This is a genomic window from Bradyrhizobium embrapense (assembly GCF_001189235.2).
GTDB classification, from domain to species: Bacteria; Pseudomonadota; Alphaproteobacteria; order Rhizobiales; family Xanthobacteraceae; genus Bradyrhizobium; species Bradyrhizobium embrapense.
This window is the reverse complement of sequence record NZ_LFIP02000004.1, coordinates 627,806-646,268: the sequence shown is the minus strand read 5'-3', so window position 1 is coordinate 646,268 and position 18,463 is coordinate 627,806. Positions and strand designations below refer to the sequence as shown.

General features: G+C 65.4%; 16 protein-coding genes. 13 read left to right on the top strand and 3 right to left on the bottom strand.

Annotated features, from left to right (window positions below):
• Positions 1 to 122: 122 nt before the first annotated feature.
• A complete protein-coding gene (locus AKN83_RS21930) occupies positions 123 to 818 on the bottom strand; it encodes an ArsR/SmtB family transcription factor (RefSeq protein ID WP_050402286.1) in 696 nt (231 codons plus the stop codon).
• A gap of 90 nt (positions 819 to 908) precedes the next feature.
• On the opposite strand from AKN83_RS21930, the gene AKN83_RS21925 reads away from it, so the two are divergent.
• The 3 genes from AKN83_RS21925 to AKN83_RS21915 are packed head-to-tail and all read left to right on the top strand — an operon-like array spanning position 909 to position 2,475.
• Complete coding sequence (locus tag AKN83_RS21925; protein ID WP_050402287.1) at positions 909 to 1,217, top strand: NIPSNAP family protein; 309 nt, start codon at positions 909 to 911, stop codon at positions 1,215 to 1,217.
• Between the two features lie 32 nt (positions 1,218 to 1,249).
• Positions 1,250 to 1,600, top strand: a complete 351-nt coding sequence (locus AKN83_RS21920) for an antibiotic biosynthesis monooxygenase family protein (protein WP_050402288.1) — start codon at positions 1,250 to 1,252, stop codon at positions 1,598 to 1,600.
• A 56-nt stretch (positions 1,601 to 1,656) separates the two neighbouring features.
• Positions 1,657 to 2,475 (top strand): isocitrate lyase/PEP mutase family protein, encoded by an 819-nt coding sequence (locus AKN83_RS21915; RefSeq protein WP_050402289.1) that lies wholly within the window; start codon positions 1,657 to 1,659, stop codon positions 2,473 to 2,475.
• 63 nt (positions 2,476 to 2,538) lie between these two features.
• Here the strand turns inward: AKN83_RS21915 and AKN83_RS21910 are convergent, their stop codons facing one another.
• Positions 2,539 to 2,979 (bottom strand): hypothetical protein, encoded by a 441-nt coding sequence (locus AKN83_RS21910; protein ID WP_050402290.1) that lies wholly within the window; start codon positions 2,977 to 2,979, stop codon positions 2,539 to 2,541.
• A gap of 145 nt (positions 2,980 to 3,124) precedes the next feature.
• On the opposite strand from AKN83_RS21910, the gene AKN83_RS21905 reads away from it, so the two are divergent.
• Positions 3,125 to 3,766, top strand: a complete 642-nt coding sequence (locus AKN83_RS21905) for a trimeric intracellular cation channel family protein (RefSeq protein ID WP_050402291.1) — start codon at positions 3,125 to 3,127, stop codon at positions 3,764 to 3,766.
• Between the two features lie 24 nt (positions 3,767 to 3,790).
• On the opposite strand, the gene AKN83_RS21900 is transcribed toward AKN83_RS21905, so the two are convergent.
• Positions 3,791 to 5,017 (bottom strand): cytochrome c, encoded by a 1,227-nt coding sequence (locus AKN83_RS21900; RefSeq protein ID WP_050402292.1) that lies wholly within the window; start codon positions 5,015 to 5,017, stop codon positions 3,791 to 3,793.
• A gap of 243 nt (positions 5,018 to 5,260) precedes the next feature.
• Between AKN83_RS21900 and AKN83_RS21895 the strand changes: the two genes are divergently transcribed.
• The 9 genes from AKN83_RS21895 (at position 5,261) to AKN83_RS21855 (ending at position 18,389) form a co-directional block, all read left to right on the top strand.
• Positions 5,261 to 8,755: an indolepyruvate ferredoxin oxidoreductase family protein gene (locus AKN83_RS21895; RefSeq protein ID WP_063695458.1), complete on the top strand. Its 3,495-nt coding sequence runs from the start codon at positions 5,261 to 5,263 to the stop codon at positions 8,753 to 8,755.
• Positions 8,756 to 8,924: 169 nt separating this feature from the next.
• Positions 8,925 to 10,082 (top strand): thiolase domain-containing protein, encoded by a 1,158-nt coding sequence (locus AKN83_RS21890; protein WP_050405615.1) that lies wholly within the window; start codon positions 8,925 to 8,927, stop codon positions 10,080 to 10,082.
• A complete protein-coding gene (locus AKN83_RS21885; protein WP_021080623.1) occupies positions 10,082 to 10,471 on the top strand; it encodes a Zn-ribbon domain-containing OB-fold protein in 390 nt (129 codons plus the stop codon). Before AKN83_RS21890 ends, AKN83_RS21885 begins: the two co-directional genes overlap by 1 nt.
• 203 nt (positions 10,472 to 10,674) lie before the next feature.
• Positions 10,675 to 11,535: a MaoC family dehydratase gene (locus tag AKN83_RS21880; protein WP_050405614.1), complete on the top strand. Its 861-nt coding sequence runs from the start codon at positions 10,675 to 10,677 to the stop codon at positions 11,533 to 11,535.
• 76 nt (positions 11,536 to 11,611) lie between these two features.
• Positions 11,612 to 12,490: an SDR family oxidoreductase gene (locus AKN83_RS21875; RefSeq protein WP_050405613.1), complete on the top strand. Its 879-nt coding sequence runs from the start codon at positions 11,612 to 11,614 to the stop codon at positions 12,488 to 12,490.
• Between the two features lie 79 nt (positions 12,491 to 12,569).
• Entirely contained in the window at positions 12,570 to 13,526 is a 957-nt protein-coding gene (locus tag AKN83_RS21870; RefSeq protein ID WP_050405612.1) for a dihydrodipicolinate synthase family protein, read from the top strand.
• Between the two features lie 2 nt (positions 13,527 to 13,528).
• Entirely contained in the window at positions 13,529 to 14,350 is an 822-nt protein-coding gene (locus AKN83_RS21865; RefSeq protein ID WP_050405611.1) for an NUDIX hydrolase, read from the top strand.
• 188 nt (positions 14,351 to 14,538) lie between these two features.
• Positions 14,539 to 15,450 carry a DMT family transporter gene (locus AKN83_RS21860; protein WP_050405610.1) on the top strand — a complete coding sequence of 304 codons (912 nt, stop codon included), beginning with the start codon at positions 14,539 to 14,541 and terminating at the stop codon, positions 15,448 to 15,450.
• Between the two features lie 257 nt (positions 15,451 to 15,707).
• Positions 15,708 to 18,389 carry a PAS domain S-box protein gene (locus tag AKN83_RS21855; RefSeq protein WP_050405609.1) on the top strand — a complete coding sequence of 894 codons (2,682 nt, stop codon included), beginning with the start codon at positions 15,708 to 15,710 and terminating at the stop codon, positions 18,387 to 18,389.
• The last annotated feature ends 74 nt before the right edge of the window (positions 18,390 to 18,463 follow it).

The window sequence follows — 18,463 nt, the reverse complement described above, 5'->3', positions numbered from 1 at the left end:
TCAAAATATTTCGCAAGGCGCGCGTCGGATGAAGCGCACAGCGGCGAGCGCACCAAATGTATCGGAGAGCAAGACAAGCGGGACCGGAGCTTCGCGAATGACCGCGACTTGAACGCGCGATCCTACTCGCCCGCGCCGAACAGCGCGGCGAACCGCTTCTCGCCGTTCCGCGAGAAATTGACGACGCGGCTGCCCGGCGCAGCATCGCGCGCCGCCCATTTCAATTCGGTGAAGCGATCCATCATGGCAGCGCCCAGCGTGCCGGCGAGATGATGGCGCCGCTCGCTCCAATCGAGGCAGGCCTTGCACACCGGCCGACGCGGATGCGTCAGCGCATCGGCGTCGATCTGCAACTCCTCGGCCATGAAGCGCTTGCCTTCGCCGGTCAGCTCGATCGCCTGCTTGCTCTGGCGCACCAGCTTCTGCCGCCGCATGCTGTCGAGCATCTGCACGCCGAGATCGCCGGCGAGATGGTCGTAGCAGATGCGGGCGCGGCGCAGCGCCGGATCCTTCGGTCCGGTGCGCACGCGCATATGGCCGGCGCGGGCGGCGATGCCCTGCAGGCCCTCGAGCACGTCTGCGACGTCGGGGTCGGAGAGGCGGTAGTAGCGGTGGCGGCCTTGCTTCTCGGGCTCGATCAGGCCGCCGGCCTCGAGCTTGGCAAGATGCGAGCTCGCCGTCTGCGGCGTGATCCCGGCCTCCTGCGCCAGCTCGCTGGCGGTCAGCGCGCGGCCGGTCATCAGTGCGGTCAGCATGTTGCAGCGTGCGGGATCGCCGACCAGGGCGGCGATCCGGGAGATGTCGGGTCCTGCTTTCATAGTTCGATGATAGCCGAAGCATCGAGGTCGAGCAAGGCGGTAGTGTGCATCGTGCCGTCGCCCGCAATGACGAAACACCAGGAGGCCCCAATGACCGTCACCGTCTTCATCCGCTACCAGCTCGATCCGTTCAAGCGGGCGATGTTCGAGGAGTATTCGCGGAACTGGCTCTCGATCATCCCGCGCTGCGGCGGCGATCTGCTCGGCTACTGGATGCCGCATGAGGGCACCAACAACATCGCTTTTGCGCTGATCTCGTTCGAGAGCCTTGCCGCCTATGAGGGCTATCGCGCGCGGCTGCGCCAGGACGGCGAGGGCGTGGCGAACTTCAACTTTGCGGAACAAAACCGCTTCATCCTCGCCGAGGAGCGGACATTTCTGCGCAAGGTCGAGCTATAGTGCCTCGATAACAACATCGAGCGGAGGCGCCCATGATCGCCGTGATCTTCGAAGTCTGGCCGAAGCCGGAGCATCGGCAGCAATATTTCGATCTCGCCGCCGAGCTGAAGCCGATCCTGCAGGAGATCGACGGCTTCATCTCGGTCGAGCGGTTCGAGAGCATCACCGAGAAGGGCAAGTTCGTGTCGCTGTCCTTCTTCCGCGACGAGGCCGCGGTAGAAGCCTGGCGCAACACGATCGAGCACCGCCGCACCCAGGCCAAGGGCCGCGCGCGGATCTTCGAGAATTATCGGCTGCGAGTCGCAAACGTGATGCGCGACTACGGCCTGAACGAACGCGATCAGGCGCCGAAGGATAGCCGTGCGGTGCACGAGCCGCACTAGCACCACAGAGCGCGCGTGCCTATTTTTGCGCGGCCAACGACCTCAGGGAGCGACCAATGCCACTGCCAACTGCTGACAAAAGAGCCGCCTTCAAGAAGCTGCACGAGAGCGGATGCTTCATCATTCCGAACCCGTTCGATGTCGGCAGCGCGCGCGCCTTGCAACATCTCGGCTTCAAGGCGCTGGCCTCGACCAGCGCGGGCTTTGCCTGGACCATCGCCAAGGCCGACAACCGCGTCACCGTCGACGACGTCTGCGATCATCTGACTGCGATCTGCGCGGCGGTCGATATCCCGGTCAATGCGGACTTCGAAGGCGGCTTTGCCGTCGAACCGGACAAGGTCGCGGGCAATGTCGCGCGCGGCGTCAAGACCGGCGTCGCCGGGCTGTCGATCGAGGACTCGACCGGTGACACCGCCAACGTGTTGTACGAGCACAAGCTTGCGGTGGAGCGCATCCGGGCGGCGCGCAAGGCGATCGACGCCGATAACAGCGGTGTGCTGCTCACCGGCCGCTGCGAGGCGTTCCTATGGGGCAAGAAGGACCTGAATTTGGTGATCGAGCGGCTGCAGTCGTATTCCGACGCCGGGGCCGACGTTTTGTATGCGCCGGGCATCTCGACCAAGGAGGAAATCACCGCAGTGGTGAAGGCGGTGGCGCCGAAGCCGGTCAATCTGTTGATCGGCGGTGCGTCGGAGCTGACGCTACAGGCGGTCGCCGACCTCGGCGTGCGCCGGATCAGCGTCGGCGGCGCGCTGGCGCGGATGGCCTGGACCGGCGTCATGAAGGCGGCCAAGGAAATGGCCGAGAAGGGCACCTTCACCGAATTCGGCAACGGCTATCCCGGCGGCGAACTGAACAAGATGTTCAAGTAGGCCTCGCGCAAAAAAGCAGCGGGCCTGAGCCCGCTGCTGCACCGCTCACGACACGCGAGCGAGTTACTTGTTCTTGTCGCCGGTCGAATCGGACGGCGCCGCCGAACGGTCGATCTCCTGTCCGCCGGGCTTGGCGGCCGGAGGTGAAGCCGGCTGGGCCGGGGCCGCGCCCGTAGTCATGCCGGGCTGGCTGTTCGGCTTCGGCGTCACGTCGCGCATGCCGGGGGGCGCCCCGGCCGGATTGGCGGGCTGGGTCTGCGCGGTCTGCGCCGACGGCGTCGTGCCGGCCTCGTGCACCGATGTATTGTTCAACCCATAGAACAGCGCGCCGAGCACCACGGCCACCGCAACTGCGAACATCGCGATCTTGGTGCTGCTCGCCGGTCCCTCCTGGAGTTCCGGATCCGGCTGCAATTCGTTGTCCAGGCTGTTGAAGCGCGCCTGACGGCGGATTTCGTCATCGGTCAGGTTGGCGCGATACGGATCGTCAGGGTTGTAAGCCATCGTAAAGTTCCTCCGTTAGCACCTCAAAGCTAAACGCATGGGACAATGGCTGGCACAAGAGGATGTTCCGCGCCAATGTTGCAACCTGTTCATGCGGGAACCACCGATTCCTTGGGTTCCGAACCTGTTCCGTGAGGCCTTTTCAATGTGGACCATGCCGCCCACCGATTCGGTGCTGCACGTGCTCTCGTTCATTGCCGTTGCGGCGCAATCGATGACGGCAGCGTTGGCGGCCGGCAGGCGCAGCATGGATTGGGCTGGCGTCTGCATGTTAGGGGCGATCACCGCGCTCGGCGGTGGCACCATCCGCGACGTGCTGCTCGGGCATTATCCGCTGCTCTGGGTCGCGCAGCCGATTTACCTTGCCATCGCGGCGGCGGGCGCCTTCGCCACCATCCTGCTGGCGCGGCTGGTGCACCGGCTCAATCTAGCCTTCCTGGTGCTCGATGCGATCGGGCTCGTGGTGTTCACCATGGCCGGCTGCGACGTGGCCTGGCAGGTCGACGCCTCGCTGCCGATCGTGATCGTCTCGGGCATGATCACCGGCTGTGCCGGCGGCGTGCTGCGCGACATCCTCTGCAACGAGGTGCCGCTGCTGTTTCGCAGCGAGCTCTACGCCAGCGTCTCGGTGGTGACGGGGCTGTTCTATGCGACCGCATTCGGGCTGAACCTCAACCCGCAGGCCTGGACCGTGCTGACCTTCGTGCTCGGATTGACGTTTCGGATGCTGGCGATCCGCTACAAATGGGAGATGCCGAAATTCGTGTTCAGCGGCGAGGACCGCTGATCAGCTATTTCGCCATCCGCGCCTTCACTTCGCGGTCCGCGCCTTGGCGACCTCGTCGGCCGTCACGGCCGGTGCCGCATTGCCCCAGGAGTTGCGGATATAGGTCGCGACGTCGGCGATCTCCTGGTCGGTCAGCTTCGGATAGGCCGGCATCGAGCCTGCGTTCGGCGCGCGCGGCGTGGTCACGGTCTGCGCGCCGTCGAGGATGACGCGCAGCGTGCTCGCAGGATTAGCCGACTGCAGGTTGGCATTGCCGGGTAGCGGCGGATAAATCCGCGGTGCGCCGGAGCCATCGAGCTCATGGCAGGCGACGCAAGCGCCACGATAGATCCGCTCACCGTCGCTCATCTGCGCCGGCGAGGGCGGGGTGACCTGCGGCTCCGGCGTGCCGGCCGGCAGGCTTTTGAGGTAGACCGCGATCGCGCGCACGTTGGCGTCGCTCATCTTCGAGGTCGAATTGACCACGACCTCCGACATCAGGGGGCCGGCATGGCTGTGCACATTGCGGCCGCTCTGCAGATATTCGGCGATGTCGTCTGCGCTCCATGACTTCAGCCCGCTGCGCGCGGCGCCGTCGAGCCTCGGCGCGAACATGCCCTGGACCATGCTGCCACCGAGCGCCTGGTCGCGCTTGTCGGCGCCGAACGCATTTTTCGGCGTATGGCAGGCGCCGCAATGGGCGAGGGCTTCGACGAGGTAGCGGCCGCGATTCCATTCCGCTGTCTTGCCCTGGTCCGGCTCGATGATGCCCGGCGTGAAGAACAGCGCGTTCCAGACCCGCATCACCACGCGGTAGTTCAACGGCCAGCGCAGCTCCGGCGGCGCCGTCCTGTTGCTGACCGGCGCGAGCGTCGCGAGATAGGCGCGGATCGCCAGGATGTCGTCGCGGATCAGCTTGGTGAAGGACGGGTAGGGGAAGGCGGGGTAATAATGCGCCCCGTTCGGCGCGACACCCATCCGCAGCGCGCGCAGGAAGTCGTCGTCGCTCCAGCCGCCGATGCCGGTGTCGCGATCGGGGGTCAGGTTCGGCGAGAACACGGCGCCGAACGGCGTGTCGATCCGCTTGCCGCCGGCGAACGGCTTTGCCGGGTCGACCGTGTGGCAGCTTGCGCAGTCGCCGGCGATCGTCAGCGCCTTGCCGCGGGCGACGAGGTCGTCAGTTGACGCGGCTGTGCATTCGCGGGCCGCCAACGCACTGCACAACAGCAGGCTGGCCAGAATCGCGCCGGTCGTTCGATGTCGCTGCCGCATCCACTCACCTTCTGAACCTTCCGGTCCACAGGACGCGTTACGCCATTTCGTCGCGGGCCTGTCCAGCGACAGAAACCGAAACAGCGCTGCAATATTCCCGGCACGAAATTGCGATTTTTGAGCGACGGGCCCGGTCGCCCAGAATTGTGCTGCGCGGGCCGGAATATCCGACATAGACTGGTTCTAACAAGTTCGGATGACTAGCTAAAAAGCAGGCGTCGCGACCAGCGCAAAGAGGGCTAAATGGGAATCAACCAAGGGCCTATCAGCCTCGACCAGAAATACACCCAAGGCACCGGCCACGTCTTCATGACCGGCATCCAGGCGCTGGTCCGCCTGCCCATGGCGCAGATCAGACGCGACCGCGCCGCAGGCCTCAATACGGCGGGCTTCATCTCCGGCTATCGCGGTTCCCCCCTTGGCGGCTACGACCAGCAGCTGTTCGCCGCCCGCAAGCATCTCGAGCAGTACAACATCAAATTCCAGCCCGGCGTGAACGAGGACCTCGCGGCCACCGCGATCTGGGGCTCGCAGCAGCTCGGCCTGTCGTCCGGCGCCAAATATGATGGCGCGGTCGGCATCTGGTACGGCAAGGGTCCCGGCGTCGACCGCTGCGGCGACGTCTTCCGCCACGGCAATGCGGCGGGCTCCGCCAAGCATGGCGGCGTGCTCTGCCTTGCCGGCGACGATCATGGCGCAAAATCCTCCACCGTCCCGCATCAGTCCGACCACGCCTTCATCTCCGCGCTGATGCCCTACCTCTACCCCTCCAGCATCCACGAAATGATCGAGATGGGCCTCTTGGGTATCGCGATGTCGCGCTACTCGGGCTGCTGGGTCGGCATGAAGGTGATCACCGAGACGGTCGAGACCACGGCCGAGATCGACCTCACCGACGAGATGACCCCGTTCATCATCCCGAGCGATTTCGAGCTGCCGCCGGGCGGCCTCAACATTCGCTGGCCCGACGACCGCTTCGAGCAGGACCGGCGCTTGCAGGACTACAAGGGCTTTGCTGCGATCGCCTTTGCCCGCGCCAACAAGGTCAACCGCATCACCATGGATTCGCCGAACGCGCGTTACGGCATCATGGCGTCCGGCAAGAGCTATGAGGACATCCGCCAGGCGCTGCGCGAGCTCGGCATCACGCCCGAGATCGCCGCCAAGATCGGCATTCGCCTCTACAAGATCGGCATGCCCTGGCCGCTGGAGCCCGAAGGCGTACGCAACTTCGCCGTCGGCCTCGAGGAGATCTTCATCGTCGAGGAACGCCGCGAGATCGTCGAGAACCAGGTCAAGCAGGAGCTATTCAACTGGCGCGACGACGTGCGCCCGCGCATCGTCGGCAAGATGGACGATCACGACAAGCGCTTCCTGACCTTCGCCGCCGAGCTCAGTGTGGCCTCGCTTGCAAGCTCGCTTACCGAGCGGCTGCTTCGACTTAATCTCAATCCTGAAATCGCCGAGATGCTGCGCGCCAAGGCGGACTGGTTCAACGGCCGCCAGTCGTCGCAGATGCAGGCGACCGCACCCGTCAGCCGCACGCCGTATTTCTGCTCGGGCTGCCCGCACAACACCTCGACCAAGGTGCCGGAAGGCAGCCGCGCGCTCGGCGGGATCGGCTGCCATTTCATGGCGCTGTGGATGAACCGCTCCACCGAGACCTTCACCCATATGGGCGGCGAGGGCGTGCCGTGGGTCGGCATCGCGCCGTTCACCAACGAGAATCACATCTTCGCCAATCTCGGCGACGGCACCTATTTCCACTCCGGCATTCTTGCCATCCGTCAGTCGATCGCCTCCAAGGCCAATATCACCTACAAGATCCTCTACAACGACGCAGTCGCCATGACCGGCGGCCAGCGCCATGACGGCGACCTGTCGCCGCAGCAGATCACCTTCCAGCTGCACGCCGAAGGCATCCGCGAGATCTACCTGGTCTCGGAAAATCCCGACGCCTATCCGGCCGACACCATCGCGCCCGGCGTCAAGCTATTTCATCGCGATGAACTCGAGAACGTCCAGAAGATGTGCCGCGACACCAAGGGCACGTCCGCGATCGTGTTCGTGCAGACCTGCGCCGCGGAAAAGCGCCGCCGCCGCAAGCGCGGCCTGATGGAGGATCCGGCGCGCCGCGTGCTGATCAATCCTGCCGTCTGCGAAGGCTGCGGCGACTGCTCGGTGCAGTCGAACTGCATCTCGGTCGAGCCGCTGGAGACGGAATTGGGGCGCAAGCGCACCATCAACCAGTCGACCTGCAACAAGGACTATTCCTGCGTGAAGGGTTTTTGCCCGTCCTTCGTCACGGTCGACGGCGGCACTCTCAAGCGTCGCGCACCCGCTGAGCTTGGCGACATCGGTGCCTTGCCGGAGCCGGCGTCGAAGCCCGCGCTCGACCGGCCCTATAACATCGCGGTCGGCGGCGTCGGCGGCACCGGCGTGCTGACGATCGGCGCGCTGCTCGGCATGGCCGCGCATATCGAAGGCAAGGCCTCGATGATCCTCGACATGTCCGGTCTCGCGCAGAAGGGCGGCGCGGTGCTGAGCCACGTCCGGCTCTCCGAGCACACCGCCGACGTGACCTGCTCGCGCATCGTCACCGGCACGGCCGATCTCGTGCTCGCGGCCGACGAGGTCGTGGCGGTGTCGAAGGACACCATCACGCTGTGCGAGCCGAGCCGGACCGTCGGCATCATCAACAGCCACATCATCCCGACCGCGGATTTCATCCTCAACCGCGACTTCAATTTCCAGACCCGCAAGGTCAACAGCGTGCTGGAGACCGAACTGCGCAAGGACTCCACCTTCTTCGATTTCACCAAGCCGGCCGAAGCGCTGCTCGGCGATAGCATCGCGACCAACATCATGATGATGGGCTTTGCCTATCAGCGCGGGCTGCTGCCGCTGTCGGCGGAATCGATCCAGCAGGCGATCGAGGTCAACGGCGTCTCGATCAAGATGAACACGCAGGCGTTCCAGCTCGGGCGTCTGGCCGCAGCCGATCCGGCGCGGCTCGCCGCAATGATGAAGGGGCAGGATGACGCCGCCGCGCCGGTCAAGACGCTGGATGCGATGTCGCTCGACGAGGTCATCACCCACCGGATGGCGCTTCTGACCGGCTACCAGAACGCGCGTCTGGCAAAGCGCTACCGCAAGCTGGTCGACCAGGTGCGCGATGCCGCCACCAAGGGCGGCTATGGCGAAGCGCTGCCGCGCGCGGTCGTGATCAACTACGCCAAGCTGCTGGCCTACAAGGACGAGTATGAGGTGGCGCGCCTGTTCACCGACGGCCGCTTCGAGAAGCAACTGCGCGATCAGTTCGAGGGCGACTTCAAGTTCAGCTTCAATCTCGCCCCGCCGATCCTCGGCGGCGGGCTCGACGCGCAGGGCCGTCCGAAGAAGCGCGCCTTCGGGCCGTGGATGATGTCGGTGTTCAAGGTGATGGCACGGTTCCGCTTCCTGCGCGGCACGCCGCTCGACGTCTTCGGCTACAACGCCGACCGCAAGCTCGAGCGCGATCTGATCGCGGGCTACGAGAAGGATGTCGCGACGGTGCTGAGCCTGCTGTCGCCGCTCAACCACGACATCGCGGTCGAACTACTGTCGCTGCCCGACCGCATCCGCGGCTACGGCCCGGTGAAGGAAAAGGCGATCAAGGAGGCAAAAGTTCGCTACGCGCAACTCGCCGCCGACCTCGCCAACCCGCCGCCGGCGCCGCGGCAGATGGCGGCGGAGTAGGGAGCGGCATGTTCGGCGTCGTCCCGGCCTTCGCCGGGACATATCCGTTTTGAGGCGCGCATATTGTGCGCTCGTGACAGTCTCGCCTGACGGAATATTTCCGCGCTTGCCAAGGTCGCCTGGTCGGTTCAGAAAAACGCTGGAGCGAGAAACGCCAGCGGAGAGCGATTTGACCATCAAGGGCAAGGCCTACATTGCCGGGATCTACGAGCATCCCACCCGGCATGCACCCGATAAATCAACAGCACAGCTGCACGCCGAGGTCGCCAAGGGTGCGATCGAGGATGCCGGGCTGACCAAGGACGACATCGACGGCTATTTCTGTGCCGGCGACGCGCCTGGCGGGCTTTGGCCGATGGTCGATTACCTCGGCCTCAACACCAAGAAGCTGCGTCACGTCGACTCCACCGAGACCGGTGGCTGTTCCTATCTGATCCATCTCGGTCATGCTGCCGAGGCGATCGCTGCGGGCAAGTGCTCGGTCGCGCTGGTCACGCTGGCGGGCAAGCCGCGCACCGGTCCGATGCCGCCGCGCGCCTCCGGCGCCGAGGCCGATTTCGAACTGGCCTACGGGGCTACCACGCACAATGCCTATGGCATGTGTGCCATGCGCCATATGCACGACTACGGCACCACCTCCGAGCAGCTCGCCTGGATCAAGGTCGCGGCCTCGCATCACGCGCAATACAATCCGCATGCGATGCTGAAGGAGGTCGTCACCGTCGAGGACGTCTTGAACTCGCCGATGATCTCAGACCCGCTGCACCGGATGGATTGCTGCGTCGTCACCGACGGCGGCGGCGCGATGATCGTCACCACGCCGGAGATCGCCAAGAGCCTGAAGAAGCCGCTGGTGCGCCTGATCGGCCATGGCGAGGCGATGAAGGGCCCGCGCGGCGGCAAGGATCTCGACCTGACTTACTCCGCCGGCGTGTGGTCCGGCCCGCGCGCCTTCGAGGAAGCCGGCGTGACGCCGAAGGACATCAAATACGCCTCGATCTATGACAGCTTCACCATCACCGTGCTGATGCAGCTGGAGGACCTCGGCTTCTGCAAGAAGGGCGAGGGCGGCAAGTTCGTCGCCGACGGCAATCTGATCTCCGGTGTCGGCAAGCTGCCGTTCAACACCGACGGCGGCGGCCTGTGCAGCAACCATCCTGTCAACCGCGGCGGCATGACGAAGATCCTCGAGGCGGTGCGCCAGTTGCGCGGCGAGGCGCATCCGAAGGTGCAGGTGCAGAACTGCGACCTCGCGATCGCCCACGGCACCGGCGGTCTGCTCGGCGTTCGCCACGCCGCCTCAACCTGCATTCTGGAGCGTGCGTGATGTCTGAAGCCAAGAAGTACAATGCCCCGGTCACCAATCCGGAGACTGCGCCGTTCTGGGAAGCGGCGAAGGCGGGTAAGTTCATGATCAAGCGCTGCACCACCTGCGGCGAAGCGCATTACTTCCCGCGCGCGATCTGCCCGTTCTGCTTCTCCGACAAGACGGTGTGGGAAGAGTCGAGCGGCGAGGCGACGGTTTACACCTACAGCCTGATGCGGAAGTCGCCGACCGGTCCCTATGCAATCGCCTATGTGACGCTGAAGGAAGGTCCGTCGCTGCAGACCAACATCGTCGATTGCGATCTGGAGACGGTGAAGATCGGCCAGAAGGTCAAGGTGGTGTGGAAGCCGACCGACGGCGCGCCGCTGCCGTTCTTCACGCCGGCCTGATTTTACCCTCTCCCTTGTGGGAGAGGGGGCCCTCGCTGAAAGCGAAGGCGGGTGAGGGGTTTCCCTCCGCGCGAAGAGTCTCTTTGCGGCGCGAACCCCTCACCGAAGTGAGATTGTGACGACTGCCGGTGCAGCCCTCTCCCACAAGGGGAGAGGGCGCATCAATGCGCAGAGCGAGAAACGAGTTCGGGGAGAAAACAACAATGCCAATCGTGTACGAACAGCTGATGGCCCTGAAGAACCTCGGCCAGAAATACAGCTACAGCGATCGCGACGTGATGCTCTATGCCTACGGCATCGGCCTCGGCGCCGATCCAATGGACGAGAAGGAGCTTGCCTTCGTCAATGAGGGCGTGCTGACGCCGCGCCCGCTCAAGGTGGTGCCGACATTCGCGTCGGTCGCGGCCTGGGGCGCCGGTCCCGGCGAGATGAATCTCAACCGCGTCATGGTGGTCGACGGCGAGCGCGACATCACCTTCCACAAGCCGTTCGCGACCGCGGCCCATATCACGGCCGACTCGACCGTGCTCGACGTGTTCGACAAGGGCAAGGACAAGGGCGCGGTGATCCGCCACCAGACCGTGCTGAAGGATGAAAAGGGCGAGAAGCTGGCCACGCTGGTGGCTTCGCGCTTCGCCCGCGGCGATGGCGGCTTCGGCGGCCCGTCAGACGGCCAGCCCGAGCCGCACAAGGTGCCGGAGCGTGCGCCGGACAAGGTGGTCGATATCACGACGCGGCCCGACCAGGCGCTGATCTACCGGCTCTGCGGCGACCGCAACCCGCTGCACTCCGATCCCGAATTTGCGAAGAAGGCTGGCTTCCCGCGGCCGATCCTGCACGGCATGTGCACCTACGGCATCACCTGCCGCGGCGTGTTGCAGACTTATGCCGATTACGATCCGTCCGCCTTCAAGCAGCACGCGGCGCGGTTCTCCTCGCCGGTGTTCCCCGGCGAGACCGTGACCATGGAGCTGTGGAAGGACGGCAACGTGGTGTCGTTCGAAGCCAAGGTGAAGTCGCGCGGCGTCACCGTGATCAAGAGCGGCAAGACGGTGCTGGCGTAAGCGGTGAGGGCGGTGCGCTCCCTGGCCCCGCGTTTGCGGGGAGAGTTGAAGAAGAAACAACAACGGAGAGACGACCATGGGATTACTCGACGGCAAGGTGGCGCTGATCACGGGCGCCGGCGGCGGACTTGGTGAGGCCTACGCGAAGCTGTTTGCGCGCGAGGGCGCGGCCGTGGTGGTCAACGACCTCGGGGGGCCGCGCGACGGTTCGGGCTCCGACAAGTCGATGGCCGACAAGGTGGTCGACGCGATCAAGGCCGAGGGCGGCCGTGCGGTCGCCAACGGCGCCGACATCTCGACCCTGGCCGGCGGCCAGTCGGTGTTCGACGATGCCATCAAGCATTTCGGCCGCGCCGACATCCTGGTCAACAACGCCGGCATCCTGCTCGACGAGACCTTCCACAAGGCCAAGGAAGCCAACTGGGACAAGGTGATGAAGGTGCATCTCAAAGGCACCTTTTGCTGCACCCAGCCGGTGTTCAAATGGATGCGCGACAATGGCGGCGGCGTCATCGTCAACACCTCCTCGACCTCGGGCCTGATCGGCAATTTCGGCCAGAGCAATTACGGCGCAGCCAAGGGCGGCATCTGGGGCCTCTCCAACGTGCTGGCGATCGAGGGCCGCAAGTACAACATCCGGGTCTGGACGTTGGCGCCGGGCGCGCTGACCCGCATGACCGCGGACCTGCCGCGCTACAAGGAGAACCCGGGTGCGGCGCTCGGTCCGGACGGCATCGCGCCGGCGGTGCTCTACATGGTCAGCGACCTGTCGGGCGACCAGACCGGCAAGGTGCTCGGCGTCTCGGGCCCGCGCGGCGTCCGCGAGATGCGGATGATGGAAATGGAGGGCTGGAAGCCGCCCTTTACCGGCTGGAAGGCCGAGGACATCGTCGCCCACGCCAAGGACATCTTCTTCTCCGAGGAGCAGATCAAGATGGGTGCGCGGCGGTTCTGACCTGACGGCATTCCGGGTCTGCGCCAAGTGGCGCGGCCCGGAATGACACTGTATAGAGGCGGAAACAGACGAGGCACCCATGACCAAACTCACCGCCCAGGCCGCCGGAACTTTTGCGATTGCGCCGACCCCGTTCCATGACGACGGCCGTATCGACGAGGCATCGATCGACCGGCTGACCGATTTCTACACCGAGGTCGGCTGCGACGGCGTCACTGTGCTGGGCATTTTGGGCGAGGCGCCGAAGCTCGATGCGGCCGAGGCGGAGCAGGTCGCGCTGCGCTTCGTCAAGCGCGCCAGGAAGCTGCAGGTGATCGTCGGCGTCTCGGCACCGGGCTTCGCCACGATGCGCTCGCTGGCGAAGAAGTCGATGGATGCCGGCGCCGCCGGCGTCATGATCGCGCCGCCGCCGCATCTGCGCACCGACGACCAGATCATCGGGTATTTCAAGCAGGCGCAGGAAGCGATCGGCGACGATATTCCGTGGGTGCTGCAGGACTATCCGCTGACGCTGACCGTCCAATTCACGCCCGCGGTGATCCGTAAGATCGTGATGGATTCGCCGTCCTGCGTGATGCTCAAGCACGAGGACTGGCCGGGCCTCGAGAAGATCTCGGCACTGCGCAACTTCCAGAAGGACGGCTCGCTGCGGCCGCTGTCGATCCTGGTCGGCAATGGCGGCCTGTTCCTCGATTTCGAGATGGAGCGCGGTGCCGACGGTGCGATGACGGGCTATGCTTTCCCCGAACTCCTGATCGACGTCGTCAATCTGTCGAAAGCGGGCAAGCGCGATGCCGCGCATGATCTGTTCGACGCCCATCTGCCGCTGATCCGCTACGAGCAGCAGCCCGGCGTCGGCCTCACCGTGCGCAAATACGTGCTGCAGAAGCGCGGCATCATCTCCTCCAGCGCCCAGCGTAAGCCCGGTGCTGTCATCACGCCGCAGACGAGGGCGGAGGTCGATTATCTGCTCTCGCGCGTCGCGCGCGTCGATCGTCGCGCCAATCTGCAACCGCAATCCAGTGCAGCAGGATAATCATGATCGAGATCGTTGCCCCGCGCCTTGCGTCGACCGTGCTGCTGCTGCGTGACGGAACATCGTCCGATGTCGACGGCAAGAGCCGCGACGAAATCGAAGTCTTCATGATGGTTCGCCATCACCAGATCGAGTTCAACTCGGGTGCGCTGGTGTTTCCGGGCGGCAGCGTCGACAAGAACGACAAGGAGATCGCCGCCGATCCCGCGCTCTATTCGGGCGGGGAAGGCCTCGATACGGATGCGCTCGGCTTCCGCATCGCGGCGATCCGCGAGACCTTCGAGGAGAGCGGCATCCTGCTGGCGCGGCCGCTTGGATCGAAGGATCTGGTCGACGCCGGGCGTGCGAACGACATCGCGACCGCGCATCGTGCGGCGTTGAACGAAGGCAAGATCAGCTTCCTCAAGGTGCTCACGGACAACGGCATGGTGCTCGCGCTCGACGAGCTCGTGCCGTATGCGCACTGGATCACGCCGGAAGGCATGCCGAAGCGTTTCGACACCTGGTTCTTCCTGGCCGCAGCGCCGCCCGAACAGCTCGGCGCCCATGACGGCAAGGAATCGACCGATTCGATCTGGGTGTCGACACGGGAGGCGCTGGAGGGCGGCGAGACCGGCCGCTTCAAGCTGCCGTTCCCGACCACGCGCAATCTGATCAGGCTCGGCAAGCAGCCGAACGTCGGCGCCGCGCTCGCCGACAGCAAGGGCAAGCCGATCGTCACGGTGATGCCCGTGATGACCAAGACCGCCGGCGGCCGCCAACTCCGCATCCCCAAGGAAGCGGGTTACGACGGCGAGGTGTTCGACGTCGGCGCGCTGGGGTAGTTCCCGTCATCTCCCGCGATGGCGTGTTCACGACTCGCAGGCGGCGCAACAGGCTCGATGTCGTCCTGGCGAAAGCCAAGTCTACGATGGCTGGAGCATCGCTTCTCTCCACACTTCGGCCTATAGCGAACTATCATCGCCTCCCGCCGATGTAGCTTCCGTCCGATCCTCGAGACGGAATCCCACCCATGACCACCACCAAGCCCCGCCAGCCCAGCATGGCCTTCGAGCTGGCGTTGCTGCTCGCGCTTGCCACCCTATGGGGCGGCTCCTACACCTTCATCAAGCTCGGCGTTGCGACCATCCCGCCGATCACGTTGATCGCAGCGCGCACCGCAATCGGAGGGCTCCTGCTGCTCGTCATCATGCGGATGCGCGGCGTATCGATGCCGACGGACGGCGCGACCTGGCGCCGCTTCATCTTCCAGGCCTGCCTCAACAGCGTGATCCCGTGGACGCTGATCGCCTGGGGCGAGCGCTTCGTCGATGCCGGCCTTGCCACCATCCTCAATTCAGCCTCGCCGATCTTCACCTTCCTGTTCACGGCCGCGATCACCCGCCACGAGGCCGCGAGCCCGCGAAAACTGTTCGGGGTGATCGCCGGCATGGCCGGCATCTGCCTGATCGTCGGCGTCGATGCGTTCCGCGATCTCGGGGAGGGCATCGTGGCCGAGGTCGCGATCGTCGCCGCCACGATCTGCTACGCCTGCGCCGCGATCTTCAGCCGCGGCTTCAAGGGGCTCGATCCGATGGCGCCGGCCGCGGGCTCGCTAATGGCGGGCGCCGCGATCCTGATTCCACTCAGCCTCGTCGTCGAGCGGCCCTGGACGCTGACGCCGTCGACCAGCTCGCTTGCCGCATTGCTGGCGCTCGCGGTGTTCTCGACCGCGATCGCCTTCGTGATCTACTTTCGCCTGATCCAGACCCTCGGCTCGGTTGGCACCACCGCGCAGGCCTATCTGCGGGTGCCGATCGGCGTTGCGCTCAGCGTCGTTTTTCTGGGCGAGCGGCTGAGCCCGACGGTGTGGCTCGGGCTTGCCTGCGTCGTGATCGGTGTCGCCGCGATGACAATTCCTGAGCGTAGGATCGCTGCGGCCTAAGGTCATTGCCGCCATGACGATCCCGGCGCGGACGACCGCGGGCGCCTGACGTTCTGCCTTCCGGCCGGGTGTCCCCGGATGCGTCAAGGAAGCCGGCATCCCCGCTGGAGCAGCCCGAACGCTGCCCTGTGCCGGAATCGGCCACCAGCGGCCCCGGGTGACAGAGGTCACACCGATCGGCCCGGCCTTTCAGCATGTTTCCCCAAAGCCCGTAATTTCCCGTATATTGGGGCGCATTGGACCCCGGCCTTGATGACATGACCGCTGAATTGCCGCCGAATTCGCAAGCGCCGCGTGCGTTCTCCCTCTCGATTGGCCAGCTCACGTTCGGCAGCTTCCTGCTGGTGCTGGCTGTGATCATCATCACGTCCACGGCCAGCGTGATCGCGATCCGGCACATCGACACGACCTTCGCCGAGCTGCAGCGGCTGCAAAGCGTCGGCGACATCGCCGAGGATATCGACCGGCGCACCAACGAGCTGCGGCTGGCGGCGCGGGACTTCGTCACCGAGCCCGGCAATCAGTCGGCCCAGGTCGCAGAGGCGGCCCAGTCGCTGAGCGAGATCCTGAAGAAGACCCGGATCGAGCTGGCGCCCGAGCAGCAGGACATGATCGACGGCGTCACCCAGCGGCTGGCGACTTATCGCAGCGGGATCGAACGCATCTCGGCGTTGCTTAGCCGCCGCGCCGAGATCGTCGCCGGGCTGCCGCCGCTGCGCGACGCGTTCGACAAAGCGGTCGCCGCGAGCAATGATGCGGCGCTGGCCAACACGCTGTCGCAGGCCCAGAGCCGTATCGCCACCGCGCTCCTGGCGCACAACACGTCGGCCGCCGAGCAGGCTGCGCAGAGCATGCGGGCGATGACCATCGCCGATCCCACACTACGCGGCGCGGTCGACAACTATGCCGAAGCGATCAGCGCGATTTCAGTGCGCGAGGGCCAGATCGCCGACATCGACCGCGAGGTGCTCGGCGCCGAAGGCCGCCTGATCCAAAAGGTCACCGAGCTGTTGCGCGAGCTCAGCTCCCGTCGCGGCCATGTGCTGTCGCGCGATTTTGCGCGCACGCTGGCGGAGGCAAAATGGCAGAGCATCGTGCTCGGCACCGCGGGGGTGCTGATCGGCCTGTTCGCTTCGGTGCTGGTGGTTCGCCGCACCGTTCGCCCGCTCGCCAGGATCGCCGGATCGATCCGCAAGGTCGCGGGCGGCGAGAAGAGCGCGTTCATTCCGGGTGCCGACCTCGACAACGAGATCGGCGATATCGCGCGCGCCGCCGAAGTGTTCCGTCAGACCCTCGTCGACGCCGACAGCGCGCGCGAGGCCGCGCTGCGCGCGCTTGCCGAGCAGCGGCTCGCCGAGGAGAGCTACCACAAGCTGTTCGAGGCGTCGGTCGACGGCATCTACGTCACGACGCCGGGCGGCGCGCTGCTCAACGCCAATCCGGCGCTGGCGCGGATGATGGGCTATGCCACGCCGCAGGACCTGATCAATGGGATCGGCGACATCGCCTCCACCGTCTACGTCGATCCGGCGGCGCGCCAGCAGTACCAGCAGCTGATGCTGCGCGACGGCACGGTGCGCGACTACGAATATCAGGTGCGCTCGCGCGACGGCACCGTGCTGTGGCTGTCCGATTCCGCGACCGTTGTGCGCAACGACGAGGGCGAAGTGATCCGCTACGAGGGCACGGTGCGCGACATCACCGACCAGAAGCGCGCCGAGGATGCCATCGCCGAAGGCCGCCGGCTGTTGCAGATGGTGATCGACACGGTGCCCGCAGTCATCAATGTCAAGGATCGCGACCTGCGCTACGTGCTGATGAACCGCTACATGGCGGGCATCTTCGGCATCGAGCCGCAGGACGCGATCGGCCAGACCACCGCCGAGCTGATGGCGCGCTATGGCGCAGCCAAGACCGACGAGAACGACAAGCGTGTGCTGTCGGTGCGCCGCGAGCTCGGGTTCTATGAGGAAGAGTACAAGGACGCAGCCGGCAACATGCGGCAATGGCTCGTCAACAAGCTGCCGATCGTCGATGCGCAGGGCGACATCGAGAACATCGTCACGGTCGCGCTCGACATCGGCGAGCGCAAGCGGTCCGAACAGGAGATGCGCAAGGCGAGGGATTCCGCGGAGGCGGCGCTGCGCAATTTGCGGGAAACCCAGAATTCGCTGATCGAGGCCGAGAAGCTCGCCGCGCTCGGCCGCCTCGTGGCCGGCGTCGCTCATGAGGTCAACAATCCCGTCGGCATCAGCCTCACGGTGGCCTCCGCGCTGGAGCGCAAGACCGCGAACTTCGCGACCCAGGTCGAGCGCGGCGACCTGCGCCGCTCGAGCCTCAACGATTTCCTGAACACGGCGCGGGACGCCTCCTCGCAGCTCGTCGCCAATCTGAACCGTGCCGCGGAGCTGATCCAGTCGTTCAAGCAGGTCGCCGCCGACCGTAACTATTCGGACCAACGCAGCTTCGATCTCGGCGACCTCACCGAGCAGGTGGTGATGAGTCTGCGGCCCGGCCTGCGCAAGCACAATCTGACGCTCAACGTCGATTGCGAGCCGAACCTGATCATGAATTCCTATCCCGGACCGTATGGCCAGGTGCTGACTAATCTGTTCCTCAACGCGGTCGCGCATGCGTTCCCGGACGGCAAGGCCGGCGAAGTCGAGATCCAGGTGCACGCCTCCGGCAACGACTATGTCGAGGTGATTTTCGCCGACAATGGCTGCGGCATGAGCCTCGACGTGCGCCGTCGCGCCTTCGATCCGTTCTTCACGACGCGGCGCGACCAGGGCGGCACCGGCCTCGGGCTGCACATCGTCTACAGCATCGTCACCAACCGCCTCGGCGGCCGCCTCTCGCTGGATTCCGCGCCGGGCAACGGCACCCGCATCCAGATGATCCTGCCGCGCGTCGCGCCGCTGGAGCAGGCCGCGGAGTAGGGCGCTTTCGGCCGACGTTTGCCGGCTGGCCCGCTGCGCGCTTGTCAGGGTGACGGTCGGAGTATCCATATTCG